The 13,558-nt window shown below is 46.0% G+C and carries 12 protein-coding genes; 11 read left to right on the top strand and 1 reads right to left on the bottom strand.

Annotated elements, in window-relative coordinates:
- Positions 1–103 precede the first annotated feature (103 nt).
- The 11 genes from F9856_RS01990 (at position 104) to F9856_RS02040 (ending at position 12,908) form a co-directional block, all read left to right on the top strand.
- Positions 104–1,864, top strand: a complete 1,761-nt coding sequence (locus F9856_RS01990; RefSeq protein ID WP_202105550.1) for an ABC transporter ATP-binding protein/permease — start codon at positions 104–106, stop codon at positions 1,862–1,864.
- Positions 1,857–3,518: an ABC transporter ATP-binding protein gene (locus F9856_RS01995; protein WP_202105551.1), complete on the top strand. Its 1,662-nt coding sequence runs from the start codon at positions 1,857–1,859 to the stop codon at positions 3,516–3,518. The genes F9856_RS01990 and F9856_RS01995 overlap by 8 nt, the downstream gene beginning before the upstream one ends.
- Positions 3,519–4,112: an MptD family putative ECF transporter S component gene (locus F9856_RS02000; RefSeq protein ID WP_202105552.1), complete on the top strand. Its 594-nt coding sequence runs from the start codon at positions 3,519–3,521 to the stop codon at positions 4,110–4,112. It begins immediately after the preceding gene.
- Positions 4,109–4,768 (top strand): energy-coupling factor transporter transmembrane component T, encoded by a 660-nt coding sequence (locus F9856_RS02005; RefSeq protein WP_202105553.1) that lies wholly within the window; start codon positions 4,109–4,111, stop codon positions 4,766–4,768. The genes F9856_RS02000 and F9856_RS02005 overlap by 4 nt, the downstream gene beginning before the upstream one ends.
- Positions 4,732–6,159, top strand: a complete 1,428-nt coding sequence (locus tag F9856_RS02010) for an ABC transporter ATP-binding protein (protein WP_202105554.1) — start codon at positions 4,732–4,734, stop codon at positions 6,157–6,159. Before F9856_RS02005 ends, F9856_RS02010 begins: the two co-directional genes overlap by 37 nt.
- Before the next feature lie 5 nt (positions 6,160–6,164).
- Positions 6,165–7,442, top strand: coding sequence for an MATE family efflux transporter (locus tag F9856_RS02015; protein WP_202105555.1), 1,278 nt, complete (start codon positions 6,165–6,167; stop codon positions 7,440–7,442).
- Between the two features lie 494 nt (positions 7,443–7,936).
- A complete protein-coding gene (gene mvk, locus F9856_RS02020) occupies positions 7,937–8,872 on the top strand; it encodes a mevalonate kinase (protein ID WP_202105556.1) in 936 nt (311 codons plus the stop codon).
- Positions 8,865–9,890, top strand: a complete 1,026-nt coding sequence (gene mvaD, locus F9856_RS02025; RefSeq protein WP_202105557.1) for a diphosphomevalonate decarboxylase — start codon at positions 8,865–8,867, stop codon at positions 9,888–9,890. Before mvk ends, mvaD begins: the two co-directional genes overlap by 8 nt.
- Before the next feature lies 1 nt (position 9,891).
- Complete coding sequence (locus F9856_RS02030; RefSeq protein WP_202105558.1) at positions 9,892–10,971, top strand: phosphomevalonate kinase; 1,080 nt, start codon at positions 9,892–9,894, stop codon at positions 10,969–10,971.
- Positions 10,972–10,981: 10 nt separating this feature from the next.
- On the top strand, positions 10,982–12,079 hold the full coding sequence (gene fni / locus F9856_RS02035; RefSeq protein WP_202105559.1) for a type 2 isopentenyl-diphosphate Delta-isomerase: 1,098 nt from the start codon (positions 10,982–10,984) through the stop codon (positions 12,077–12,079).
- A 178-nt stretch (positions 12,080–12,257) separates the two neighbouring features.
- On the top strand, positions 12,258–12,908 hold the full coding sequence (locus tag F9856_RS02040) for an NAD-dependent dehydratase (protein ID WP_202105560.1): 651 nt from the start codon (positions 12,258–12,260) through the stop codon (positions 12,906–12,908).
- A gap of 40 nt (positions 12,909–12,948) precedes the next feature.
- Here the strand turns inward: F9856_RS02040 and F9856_RS02045 are convergent, their stop codons facing one another.
- Positions 12,949–13,551: a TetR/AcrR family transcriptional regulator gene (locus F9856_RS02045; protein WP_202105561.1), complete on the bottom strand. Its 603-nt coding sequence runs from the start codon at positions 13,549–13,551 to the stop codon at positions 12,949–12,951.
- Positions 13,552–13,558: the final 7 nt, after the last annotated feature.

The following is a 13,558-nucleotide window of genomic DNA, read 5'->3' on the forward strand; positions in this document are numbered from 1 at the left end:
CTCATTTTGAACAGTTTGTTTTCTTTTTGTTGTTTAAATTAAAATTTACAGATAATTCAAAGAATGATATACTATATAGGAATACTTGTAGATGAGGTGGCGTATGGCACAAGAACAGGAGAAAATCTCCAGAGAAAAGAAAAAAGCCCTCTTGAAGCGGCTCAAAGAACGCATCAAGCCCAAGATGAAGCTGGTCTATTTGGCAGCCTTTCTATCCTGGGTCCAATTTTTGATGAGGATTATTTCCTTTTATCTGATTGCTAAGGGTTTTGTGACCTACTATGAGGGCGGACAGGTTGATTTAGTACAGTTTGTCCTCATCTTGCTAGGTCTCAATGCCTTTGGATATGGTGTGGCTCTGATTGCCAAACGCTTACAAGGAATAGGCTCCCAGTTTGCTCGGGATTCGCTTAAGCAGTCTTTCTTTGAGGCTCTCTTGGCCAAGGACGGTCAGTTTGAGTCAAAAGCGACAGCGGCAGATGTCTTTAACATCGCTTCACAGGGGATTGATAGTCTGGATACCTACTATTCCTACTACATGGCATCTTCTCTGCGGACCCAGTTCAACTGTGCGACGGTTCTCTTGCTGGTCTTTCTGATTTTCCCGCTTGGCGCAGTCATTTTCATCTTGGCTCTGCCTCTGATTCCCATTTCCATTATCGCTATGCAGAAGCGGTCCAAGCGGATCATGAATCGCTACTGGGGATCCTACATGGATGTGGGCAATCTTTTCCTGGACGACCTCAAGGGGCTTAATACCCTTTATTCCTATCAGGCGGACGCGACTTATGAGAAGACCTTCAATGAGCAGGCCGAGGACTTCCGCGATGCGACCATGGAGCTACTCAGCTTTCAGCTGCAAGCGGTGGGCTACATGGATGCGGTCATGTATCTGGGGATTGGCTTGTCTGGTTTTGTGGCGGTCAATAGCCTAGCGGCAGGCAATCTCTCCCTCTTTAGTATGCTTTTCTTTGTCCTCATTGCGACGGAGTTTTTTGCACCCATACGGGAGCAGGGCTACGGTATGCACTTGGTGATGATGAATACCAAGATGGCGGATCGCATTTTTGGTTTCTTGGACAGTATGACAGCGGAGCAGGAAATCGATTCTGTCCATGTGCCTGCTTTTGACAGTCTGAAACTGGAAGATTTGGCCTTTGCCTACGGAGAAAAGCCAGTCTTAAAAGATATTTCTATGACCATGACAGCTGGAAAGGTCTATGCCTTGGCGGGCGAGTCAGGGCAGGGGAAAACGACCTTGGCCCAGCTGCTCTTGGGACGCTTGCGGGCGGATAAGGGAGCTATTTACTTGGGTCAGCAGGAGATTTCAGGTATCAGTCAGCTTTCTCTGAATGAGCAGGTTCTCTATGTGTCGGGTCAGTCAACCCTACTCAACCAGTCTATCTATGATAACTTGCGGATGGCTTGTGACTGGTCCAAGGAGGACATCTTGGCCTGGGCGGATCAGCATGGGGTCTTGCAGTTTGTTAAAAATCTGCCAGACGGTTTGGATACGATTGTGGGTGATGACGGTGCTTTCTTGTCGCCTGGTCAACGCCAGCAGGTTATCTGTGCCCGTGCGGTCTTGGCTAAACGCTCCCTTTATATCTTTGACGAGGTGACGTCCAGCGTCGATCAGGACAATGAAGGCTTGATTTACGATTTGATAAACTTGGTGGCAAAAGATGCGATTGTCATCATCATTACCCATAAGATGAAGCAGGTGGAGCAGGCAGATGATATTCTCTTCTTGTCTGCGGAGGGAGCTGTGACAGGCAACCATGCCACGCTTTATCAGACTAGCTTGGTCTATGGTCAGCTGGTTGATCAACAAAGAGAATTGGAGGAAGCCGTTTATGGATAAGAAAGAAATGCCAACAAGTGTGCTGATTCCGAGACTCTTGGGCTCGATGAAACACCTCTTGCCACGGATTGCGGTGGCGGTTTGCTTTGCGGTCTTGGGACAGGTGGTGACCATTGCTATTCCAGTCATCTTGGTCTATCTGGCTTTTGCAGCCCTTACTGGCAATCCTGCTCCGCTATGGACCTTGGGAATCCTCATTCTCCTAGCTCTTTTACGTGGTGCCTTCCGCTATGGTGAGCATTACTTTGGTCACTATGTGGCCTTTCATACGCTGGCGGCCTATCGTCGTTTGATTTTTGCAAAACTGCGGGCCTTGGCTCCTGAGAAATTGGATCGGCAGGACAGTGGTAGCCTGCTTAAGATGATTGGGGAGGACATCGAGGCCTTAGAGGTTTTCTTTGCTCACACCATTGCCCCCATTTGTACAGGGATTCTGGTGGCACTTGGTCTGACAGTCTATTTCGGTCTATCCAGCTGGGGTTTGGCTTTGCTGGCTCTGGTGACCTATGCCATTTTGGCGATTGCTATTCCAAATCAGTTTGCCAAGCAGCTGCAGCCCTTGCTCAAGGAGCAAAATGCTAGCCGTAAGGGCTATGTGTCCTACTTTATTGAAAGTCTCAAAAGCATGAAGGACCTCATGCAGTTCCAGCAGACAGATGAACGTTTTGCCAATCTGACGCAGAAAAGCCAAGAGGTCAATGGTCAGGAGAGAAAGGTCGCCCAGACCAACTTCATGCAGTATGCCGTCTCCTTCTTGGTGGTGGGCTTGTCTATCATGGGCTTTGCCTGGCTGGTCTTCGACTTGGTTAGCAGTCAGAGTTTGGACTTAGCGACAGGAGTAGCCCTGCTGGTTTCTTTCACTAGCTCCTTTGCTCCCTTCTTGGAACTCAGCCGTCTGCCTCTTGGTTTCAAGCGAGCCATGAATGCTGGTCGCAACATCTATGCTCTTTTGGATGAAAAAGAAGCAGAGCGAACAGGTGACTTGGTTGAGGTCAGCGTGACGGACATTGTTATCGAGCAACTGGACTTCGACTATGATGACCGTGAAACAGGGCTCTATCGGAACCTGTCTGTCCAGTTTGAACAGGGTGGTATTATTGGTTTGGTCGGTGAGTCCGGTGCAGGAAAATCCACCTTGATGAAACTAATCATGCGGTGGTATGACTGGCAAAAAGGTCAAATCCGCCTGTCTGGCTTGGATAGTCGGCAGGTAGATAAGGCACATTTGCAGGGGTCTTTTGCCTATGTACCACAGGTGCCACAAATCTTCCGCCAGACCATTCGAGAAAATCTTGTCTTGGGTCGGACAGATGTGTCGGATGAAACCATCATGGACTTGGCAGAAAAATGTCACATGAAAGGACGGATTTTGGCAGCACCGCAGGGCTTGGATACGCTTGTGGAGGCCAGTGATTTTTCAGCAGGAGAGGGGCAACGCTTGGAACTCATGCGAGCCCTGCTCAAAAATGCGGATTGCTATATCTTTGATGAGCCAACTAGTAACCTAGATTCGCTCAATGAAGCCCGCTTTATCCAACTGGTTAAGGAACACTGCCAGGGCATGGTCTTCTTGATTTCTCATAGAAGCTCGACCATGGCTTGTGCGGATACCATTTTCCGCTTGGAAGACGGACAATTAGTAAAGGAAAAATAAATGAAGAAATTACAAGTAAAAGATCTGATGGTAACAGGGGCTTTTGCTGCCCTCTACTTTGTTTGTGTTGGTCTAGGAACCTTGTTGAGCTTGGTTTTTGATCGCTCGGGTAATATGATGTATGCTCCAGCTTTTGCAGCCCTCTTGGCTGGTCCAGTCTATATGCTCTTGATTGCCAAGGTTGGCAAGTTTGGTTCAATTAGTCTGGTTGGAGCAGTAATGGCCTGTTTCTTTTTCCTATCAGGCTATATGACAGCGGCCTTTCTCCCAAGTTTGACCTTTGGTTTTTTGGCAGAAATGGTAGCGAAGTCAGGTCACTATAAACAAAAATGGACCAATCTTTTTAGCTATATCATTTTCTCTTTTGGAAACTTAGGACCTATTATTCTTATGTGGTTCATGCGAGATGCCTATGAGGCCAATCTTTTGGCACGTGGAAAATCAGCAGAATACATCGCTCGTGTCATGCTTGATTTCACTCCAGAGAATGTACTATGGTTGTCAACGACCATTATCTTAACAGCTCTTATCAGTGGTTTGTTTGGTCAATATATGCTTCAGCGCTATTTTAAACAATCAGGTTATCTTTCATGAAATTAGATGCTCGTACAAAAATTATTCTCGTCATCTTCACTAGTTTTACCTATGGGATGAGGCTTACAATATTAGAAAATGCAGTGCTGGTCTTAGGCCTTAGCCTGCTTTTCTGGTTTTCTGGAAAGCGGAAAATGGCCATAATGAGTCCGATAGCCTATTCTATTTTTTGTCTGTTGTCCTATATTACATTTTTACCAGCATGGCTGACGCATTTGTTGCTTGTATTGACCTATACATGGCCTCCGCTTTTGGCAGGACATCTATTACTGATGACGACAAGTGGTTACGAACTCATTCATGGCTTGCGGAAATGGCGCCTACCAGAGGTATTTCTTTTGACGTTGGGAGTAATGTTTCGTTTCCTACCTGCCATTAAACAGGATGCTCGTACGATTTGTGCCTCTTTGAAGGTTAGAGGAATTTTTTTACGGAAGAGAGATGTGGTTTGTAAGCCACTCCAGTACATGGAGTTTTTCTTGGTTCCCTTGATGATGTCTCTCTTGCGAACAGCTCAGGAACTGACAGTAGCCAGTCTGACAAAAGGTTTGGCTGTATCTACGAAATCACCTGCATATATTCGGTCGTCTTGGACCGTGCTAGATTGGAGTCTTTGTTTATGTTGTCTCGGTTTTCTGATTCTCGTCCGGCTGTGACGGTAAAAAATGTAGCATTAACTTATTCAGGAGCAGATAAACCAGCCTTGCAGATAGAGGATCTGACCATTCCAAAAGGCCAGTGTGTTGTTTTATGTGGGGAGAGTGGCTCTGGGAAGTCTAGTTTTCTCAAGGTGTTAAATGGTTTGACGCCAGAATATTATCCTGCTCAGCTTTCGGGAAAAATTTTCTTAGGGGACTTGGATTTACAAAAATCTAGTCTGGAAGAAATATCTCGGCACATTGCTTCAGTCTTTCAGCATCCGTCTACTCAATTTTTTCATAGTCAGGTCTTGCAGGAATTGGTTTTCCCTTGTGAAAATCAGGGTTTATCAAGAGAAGAAATCGAGAATCGCCTGGCTTGGGTTATGGAATTATTTGGTTTGGCTTCTCTTAGCCAGCGAACGATTTCCAGTCTATCAGGTGGTCAGCAACAACGTCTAGCCTTGGCCGTTACAGCCATGCAAGGGACAGATGTCTTGGTTTTAGATGAGCCGACTGCCAACCTAGATCAGGAAGGGATTGCGATTGTAAAGGACATCTTGAAAACTTTAAAAAGCCAAGGCAAGACCATTATTATTGCCGAGCATAGACTGTCTTATCTCAGTCAGTTGGCAGATCGCTATTTATATTTTCAAGATGGGCAAGTGGTGACGGATTATCTAGCAGATGAGTTTTTAAGTCGGACAGAAGAATGCCGTCAGGATATGGGACTGCGTTGTTATGACTCGGCGCCTTATGGGCGGGCAATAGCGGAGCTGGCAGACCAGTTTGTTAATGATAAAGAGGGTTTACTTGTTGAAAATTTATCGGTAAGTCAGAAAGAGAATACCCTCTACGAGATTGAAAAACTCTGCTTGGCACCAGGACAGGTGGTGGGTTTGGTTGGAGCGAATGGTTCTGGAAAAACAAGCCTTGCTCGTTATCTGGTCGGTTTAGTGGAAGATAAGAAGAGTAGGATTTCTTGGCAAGGTCAAACCTTATCTAGTCGGCAGAGATTGGAAAAAACAGCCTTTGTTATGCAGGATGTTCGACTCCAACTATTTGCGGAAAGTGTTGAGCGAGAACTTACTCTTGGAAGGAAAAATAGAGCTGTCGATGAACATTTGGTAGCTCGTTTTGGTCTATCGGATTTGTTGGAGAGACATCCGGTCAGTTTATCGGGTGGTGAACAACAGCGCGTGATGATAGTAGCTAGCTTACTGGCAGATAAGGAAATTTTCATTTTTGATGAACCGACGAGCGGCTTGGATTTGAGACGAATGCAGCAAGTTGCTTCCGCTTTAGTAGACTTAAAAATGAAGAATAAGTTGGTTTTGTTAATTTCTCACGATGAAGAGCTATTGAATCTGGTTTGTGATAAAATAGTAGATATTAAACAGTTGAAATAGAGATTATGAACAAACAAACCTATAAAGAAATTTTAACCATTGCCTTTCCAGCTATGGGGGAAAACCTTCTCCAGATGTTAATGGGGGTAGTAGACTCTTATCTAGTAGCCAGTATTGGCATCGTAGCCTTGTCTGGAGTTTCCCTTGCTAATAATATTTTAGCCGTCTATCAGGCGGTTTTTATTGCCCTAGCAGCAGCGGTGTCTTCTCGTTTGGCTCAGGCTTTGGGTGAAGGGGGTTCAGAAGGCATTGGAGGAACTGCTAGTGAAAGTGTCAAGTTTACAGTTTTTATCGGTCTCCTTTTAGGAATTTTTTCAGTTCTGGTAGGTCCAATAGTACTTACTAGCTTGGGGGCAGAGTCAGAAGTGGTACAGGCTGGAGGTCTTTATTTGATATTGGTTGGTGGGGGAGCACCTTTTTTGGGACTCATGACAAGTTTGAGTGCAATCTTACGAACCTTGGGGGAACCACGTTTTCCTATGTATATCAGCCTGCTCTCAAATGTTCTAAATGCACTATTTTCGGCATTTGCAGTCTTTGTGCTTCATGCAGGTGTAGCTGGAGTTGCGATTGGCACGGTCTTATCGCGGTTGATTGGTTGTAGCCTGCTTTGGTCTCGCTTACCAATTTCTTTAAAACCATGGATCTGGTCCTTTGATAAAGAACTGCTTAGACTTGCCCTGCCAGCAACCGGTGAACGGTTGATGATGCGGGTGGGAGATGTGGTAGTCGTAGCTTTGATTACCAGCTTAGGGACAGCGACGGTAGCTGGAAATGCGATTGGAGAAACCCTGACGCAGTTTAACTATATGCCGGCTTTAGGGATTGCTACCGCTACAATCATCCTTACAGCAAAACACAGACAGGATAAGGCTATGGTTCGACATATTTTTCGAACAAGCTTTAGCCTTTCTTTGCTGTTTATGTTTTTGGTGGCTGGTGTGACTTATTTTGCGGGGCCTTTCCTAATCAGTCTTTATACTAAGGATATTCAAGCAGCACAAGCTAGTCAAACAGTATTATTTTATGCCATGTTGGGAGTTCCCTTTACAGCTGGCACTCTTATTTTGACAGCTCTTTGGCAAGGTTTGGGAAATGCTAGATTACCCTTCTATGCCACAACTATCGGTATGTGGCTAGTGCGGATTGGCATAGCTTATTTACTTGTAACATTTTTTAAAATCAGTTTGTCAGCCATTTGGATTGCAACGATTTTAGATAATGCCTTCCGAGCAGGGGTGCTATTTTTTCAGTATAGGTATTCAAAACAAGAATCAATTTAAGATAAGGCTAAGAAAATTTTCAGTTTCGTTTAAGCTTGTAGCTATATACTATATTCAAGCTAGAAATAGCAAACAACTTTTCTTTTTCATATAATCTCCTAGAAAACAGTCGACCACGGTCGGCTGTTTTCGTGTTTGGGTGCAATTAGTAATTTCATAGTCAAGAAAATATTTTCAGAAAAACTTTTTGATTTTCAGTTTCGTTTAAGTTTGTAGCTATATACTATATTCAAGCTAGAAATAGCGAATTTCTTTTTCATATAATCTCCAGAGAACAGTCGGCCGCGGCCGGCTGTTTTCGTGTTTCGGTGTGCTTTGAAAGTAATATTCGTTCATCTTTTCACCTAAAGGTATCCCTATCTCTAAGTCGCAAGCGACAAAGAGCTAGGTATCATATAATCTCCAGAGAACAGCTGACTGCGGTCGGCTGTTTTCGTGTGTTCTATTCTTATGTAAAAATGGTATAATAGTAGTGATTGTATAAGGAGAAAAGTATGTCGGTAGTAGGAAAAGCAAATGGAAAAATCATTTTGATGGGCGAGCATGCGGTGGTCTATGGGCAACCAGCAATTGCTATGCCTTTTTCTGCTGTTGAAATTATTGCTCAGGTAACCGCTCAAGGGGAAGCGCTGACTGTTGCTTGTGACTTCTATAAAGGCTTAGTTCACAAGATGCCAAAAATCTGGGAAAGCCTCAAGCATGCCATCCGTTTCTCGCTCTATCGTATCGGAGCACCGACAGACCCAGCTATTCATATTGAGATTAGTTCCACCATTCCTGCCGAGCGCGGCATGGGCTCCAGTGCAGCCGTTGCAGTTGCGGTGGCGCGCGCCCTCTTTGCCTACTATAAAAAAGAACTGACCGACAGCGAGCTCTGGGACATCGTCCAGTCTTCGGAAAAAATTGCCCACGGTAATCCCTCGGGCATCGATGCGGCGACCACCAGCGGCAAGTCTCCCGTCTTTTTTATCAAGCACCAGCCCATCGAACCTTTTGAGCTGAAACTCCATGCCCATTTGGTAGTGGCTGATACAGGCGTGACGGGAAACACCTTAGAAGCCATTTCAGATGTGGCTGATTTGTTGGAGAAAAAGCCAGAGGCTATCAAGCTAGTAGAAGAACTGGGGAACTTGACCCGACAGGCCAAGGAAGATTTAGCCACAGACCAAGCAGAGCTTCTAGGCAGCAGAATGAACCAAGCCCATACCCTCCTGCAAAAATTAGGCGTGTCTGATCCTAGCCTGGATAAGCTCGTCAGCCTTGCCCAAGAAAATGGAGCCCTCGGAGCCAAATTAACTGGTGGCGGACGAGGTGGTTGCATGATTGCCCTGGCAAGAACAGGCCAAGATGCTCAAACTCTTGCTCAAATTCTTACCCAAGCAGGCGCCCGCCAAACCTGGATACAGTACTTAGGAGAAACCAATGACTAAACAAACAGGCATTGCCCGTGCCCATACCAATATTGCCTTGATTAAATACTGGGGAAAACGCGATAAGGAATTATTTCTACCTATGAATTCCAGTTTATCCCTAACCCTTGACGCATTTTATACGGATACCAAGGTTGTTTTTGACCCAGAATTAACTGCTGATGAGTTCTATCTCAACGGAATTTTACAAAAAGAAAAAGAAATTTTAAAAATTTCTCGATTTTTGGATTTGTTTTGCGAATATATAGGTGAAAGGGCATTTGCCCGAGTGGAAAGTCTAAATTTTGTTCCGACTGCGGCTGGTTTGGCCAGCTCCGCATCAGCCTTCGCAGCACTTGCTCTGGCAACAGCGACAGCCTTGGATTTAGATTTGTCACCTGCCACCCTATCAACCCTTGCTCGCAGGGGTTCTGGCTCTAGCACCCGTAGCCTATTCGGTGGATTTGTTGAGTGGGACATGGGAACAGGTTCGGAAGATTCTATGGCTCACCCCATTGACGATGCGGATTGGGATATCGGCATGGTCGTCTTGGCGGTCAATACCGGACCGAAAAAGATTGCTAGTCGAGAGGGAATGGACCACACGGTTGCCACTTCGCCATTCTACTCAGCCTGGGTAGATACCGCCAAACAAGACTTGGCTGACATCAAGGTAGCCATTGCCAGCCGTGATTTTGAAAAACTTGGTCAGATTACAGAGCACAATGGCATGAAAATGCATGCAACAACGCTCTCTGCCAATCCACCCTTTACCTATTGGTCAGCCGATAGTCTAGTAGCTCAAGAGGCAGTCCGTCAGGTTCGTGAAGCAACTGGCTTATCAGCCTACATGACCATGGATGCAGGACCAAATGTCAAGGTCCTCTGTCGAGCAAGTCAGATGGATGAGCTAGTAGCTGGATTGGCCAAAGTCTTCCCAAGAGAGAAAATCATCACCAGCAAGCCTGGTCCTGCTGCCTACGTCCTCAGTGAAGACGAGTGGCAGACCTCACAAGCAGCGTTTGAAAAGGGCTTGTAGCATGAAAGTACAAGTAAAGATACCTGGAAAACTCTTTCTAGCAGGGGAATACGCAGTTGTCGAAGCTGGCTATCCTGCGGTGATTGCGGCCCTTGACCAGTACCTGACCGTCACCATTGAAACAAGTGACCAAGGCAGTCTTCATTCCAGTCAAAAGGCGGACCTCTATCTGACCTGGGAGCGTAAGGAAGGTGTCGCTCATGTCCAAGATGACCATCCCTATGCTCTGATTGAGACAGCTATGCAGATGACCGAGGAATATCTGACGGCCAAGGGCTATGCTTGTCATGGAACCTATAGCCTATCTGTTCAGTCCGACCTAGATGACCAGGTCTCTGGTGCTAAATATGGTCTGGGGTCGTCAGGGGCAGTAACGGTTGCGACGGTCAAGGCCCTGTTGACCTATTACGGTCATCAAGCGGATGCCCTCCTGACCTACAAGCTGGCAGCCCTGACCCAGACCAAGCTAGGCATGACAGGTTCCTTTGGGGATTTGGCTACTTCCAGTTTCAGTGGCTTGATCGCCTATCATTCCCTGGACCGTTCTTGGCTTTTAGGGAAAATGGCAGAGCTGTCCCTACTTGATGTGGTGGAAAGTGATTGGCAAAGTTTGTCTATCATACCTATCCAGTTACCCAAAGGTCTAGACATCTTGGTGGGATGGACAGGATCGGCGGCTTCGACGGACAGGCTGGTTTCCAAGATGGAAGACCAAAAAAGTCAGGCTGAAAAAGAGCAAATTCACAGCCAGTTTCTAGCCGACTCTAAGACCTGTGTAGAGCAGTTGATCCTAGCCTGTCAGACAAATGACTTGGTATCAGCTAGACAGGCTATTACTCAAAACCGCAAACTCTTACAAGACTTTGCGAGAGGAATGGGTTTGGTCATTGAAACGCCTCAACTGAGTCAACTCTGTGACCTGGCCCAGACTTATGGAGCGGTTGCCAAATCATCTGGTGCTGGCGGAGGTGACTGCGGCATTTGCTTGGTAGACAGTAAGGAGCAAAAAGTAGCGATTGAGAAGGCTTGGCAACAAGCCGGCATTCTTCCACTCCAACTAAAGATCACAAGTAGAGAATAAGGAGAACCCTATGTTTTATCTAGGAGAATTTGGTTTAGACCGCAAGGATCAACACGTTGGCTTGGCCAACCAACAATATAGTGCCACACCGGCCAAGGACTTTACGGAGACCTTGTTTGTTCATCATTCCCTGCCTCAAACCAAGGTGGATGAAGTGGATATTTCGACCAGCGTAGCTGGTTTGGACTTTGCCTTTCCTTTCTTCATCAATGCCATGACTGGTGGAAGCAAGAAGACGCGGGAAATCAATCGCCTATTGGGAATTATGGGGCATTTTGGGAAGATTGCTCTGGCTTCTGGTTCGGTCAGTGCGGCGATTAAGGATCCGTCTGTTGCGGAAACCTTCTCCGTGATGCGTCGGGAAAATCCTTACGGGATTATCTTTGCCAACCTAGGTGCCCATCATAGTGTGGAGAATGCCAAGCGAGCGGTGGATTTGTTGGAGGCCAATGCCATTCAGATCCATGTCAATGCCCCTCAGGAGATTGTCATGCCTGAGGGAGACCGTGACTTTACTATGTGGTTGAAAAATATTGAAACCCTTGTACGTGAGATGGAAGTACCTGTCATCGTCAAGGAAGTTGGTTTTGGCATGAGCCGTGAAACAGTAGCCCAGCTGGCTTCTGTCGGTGTGCAAACTATTGATGTATCTGGTACTGGGGGGACGGATTTCGCCAAGATTGAAAATGCCCGCCGTACCTTCAATGATTATACTTATCTAGAAGGTTGGGGTCAGTCAACTGTGACTTCCTTGGTAGAGGCTATGTCTGTTTCTGAAGAAGTTCGCCCAAGCCTGATTGCATCTGGTGGTATTAAGACGCCACTAGATATTGTCAAATCATTGGCCCTCGGTGCAGACCTTGTCGGTATGTCCAACCATTTCCTCCAGTATGTCAAGGATGGTAAGGGGCATCGTTTTGACGACGGCTTGCAGGCTATTAAGGTCTATCAATGGCAGATTGCTGAAATCATGACCATGTTGGGAGCTAAGAATATTGCAGATCTTCGCAAGAAAGATTTGGTTTTGGCTCCAAATGTACAAAACTGGTGCGAAGCGCGTGGGATTGACTGGAAAGCCTATGCCCGTCGGTCGCAATTGATAAAATAAGCAGACAAACTCGCGAAAGCGGGTTTTTTTGATGGCGTAAATTGGTAAACGGTAGGCACCAACTGTCATTCAACTTTTTCTGCCAGAGGTCTATAATCTGTCTTGTAAAACAAAAACAACTCAATTTTGCAGGGGTATAATCTTTCAATATTCGGCAATGAGTTACAGAAGGAATATCATGTCAAACAACACAGCCATACTCTTAGGTGCAACAGGTGAGGTGGGTGGTCATCTCTTGCAGGAATTGGTGACTAATCCCCACTATCGAAAGATTTACGTTTTGGGGAGAGCTTCCATAAACAAACTCCCAAACTACCAGAAAATTGAGAAAATCATCATCAACTTTAACAAGCCCATTGTCAACCAAAGTATTCTAATCGGAGCGGATGTATTCTGTGCTATCGGAACAGGGGAGAGGCAAGATTTTGAAAAGGTGGACTACGGGCACGCCTACGGTTTTGCAAAACTCTGTGCAGGCAAGGTCAAGAGCTTTAATCTAGTATCTGCCATGGGGGCAAACAGCCAAACGTCCTACAAGTACCTGCAAGTCAAGGGACGCTTGGAGCAAGACCTGCTGGCACTAGACTTGGGCAATCAACGTTTTTACCGTCCGTCTATGCTCATCGCCCCTCAGCGGAAAAACTTGGACTGGAGTGAAGCTGTCTGGATAAAGATTTTCCAAGTCATCTCACCAGCCCTAGTCGGTCCCATGGCAGGCTGGAAAGGCATGAAAACAGCTGACCTGGCACGGAGCATGGTCACAAATGCCCTCTCTGAAAATCCCCAAACGGTTTACCTCCATGCCGATATGATGGCGACACGAAGCTAAAGGAATCCCCACGTGAACAATCACGTGGGGTCTTGTTTTTCTATTCTGCCTGTTGTTGATTGAGTTGCTGACTGGCACCAAAGCGAACATTAAAGATGAAATTGGCAAGCTCCTCGGCTGTCATGGTCGGGTGCTCTGTCCAATATTCAATGATACCAAGCAGCATGGACATAATGCTGTATGAAAATAATTCCCTAGTCTGAGAGGAGAGACGCTGGTGTATATAGGGGTGCGACCGAGTCTCAAGTTCAATCATGAATTTCAGCAGTTTGTTACTAAATCCGAGATTGGCCTGATAGGAGGTCAATACTTGGAGTCTGTCGAGTTGCTGGTGGAAGACCCTTAAAAATTCCGTCAAGGCCTCTATTATAGAGGTTTTATCCTCTCCTGTCACAAAGGTCTCTTGCAAACTGAGTTGCAATCTCTGATGAGGTTGGACGAGGCTGGCAAGCACATCCCCTTCAATACTTTCCAAGATTTCCCACTTATCAGCGAAATGCCGATAAATTGTGACACGGTTGACCCCGGCTGTGTTGGCAATGTCGGTCACATTGATGGTGTGGATACTTTGCTGTTTCAGTAATTGAACAAGCGTTTCCTTGATGGCTTGCTCTGTTTTTTCTCTTTTTTGTTGATAGACCATGAAAATG

The organism is Streptococcus suis (assembly GCF_016743335.1).
Classification (GTDB): Bacteria; Bacillota; Bacilli; order Lactobacillales; family Streptococcaceae; genus Streptococcus; species Streptococcus suis_Y.

What these genes read in the sequence shown, in the direction of transcription:
- F9856_RS01990 (WP_202105550.1), top strand. Translation starts at nt 104, where the DNA reads ATGGCACAAGAACAGGAGAAAATCTCCAGAGAAAAGAAAAAAGCCCTC.
- F9856_RS01995 (WP_202105551.1), top strand. Translation starts at nt 1,857, where the DNA reads ATGGATAAGAAAGAAATGCCAACAAGTGTGCTGATTCCGAGACTCTTG.
- F9856_RS02000 (WP_202105552.1), top strand. Translation starts at nt 3,519, where the DNA reads ATGAAGAAATTACAAGTAAAAGATCTGATGGTAACAGGGGCTTTTGCT.
- F9856_RS02005 (WP_202105553.1), top strand. Translation starts at nt 4,109, where the DNA reads ATGAAATTAGATGCTCGTACAAAAATTATTCTCGTCATCTTCACTAGT.
- F9856_RS02010 (WP_202105554.1), top strand. Translation starts at nt 4,732, where the DNA reads ATGTTGTCTCGGTTTTCTGATTCTCGTCCGGCTGTGACGGTAAAAAAT.
- F9856_RS02015 (WP_202105555.1), top strand. Translation starts at nt 6,165, where the DNA reads ATGAACAAACAAACCTATAAAGAAATTTTAACCATTGCCTTTCCAGCT.
- mvk (WP_202105556.1), top strand. Translation starts at nt 7,937, where the DNA reads ATGTCGGTAGTAGGAAAAGCAAATGGAAAAATCATTTTGATGGGCGAG.
- mvaD (WP_202105557.1), top strand. Translation starts at nt 8,865, where the DNA reads ATGACTAAACAAACAGGCATTGCCCGTGCCCATACCAATATTGCCTTG.
- F9856_RS02030 (WP_202105558.1), top strand. Translation starts at nt 9,892, where the DNA reads ATGAAAGTACAAGTAAAGATACCTGGAAAACTCTTTCTAGCAGGGGAA.
- fni (WP_202105559.1), top strand. Translation starts at nt 10,982, where the DNA reads ATGTTTTATCTAGGAGAATTTGGTTTAGACCGCAAGGATCAACACGTT.
- F9856_RS02040 (WP_202105560.1), top strand. Translation starts at nt 12,258, where the DNA reads ATGTCAAACAACACAGCCATACTCTTAGGTGCAACAGGTGAGGTGGGT.
- F9856_RS02045 (WP_202105561.1), bottom strand. Translation starts at nt 13,551, where the DNA reads ATGGTCTATCAACAAAAAAGAGAAAAAACAGAGCAAGCCATCAAGGAA.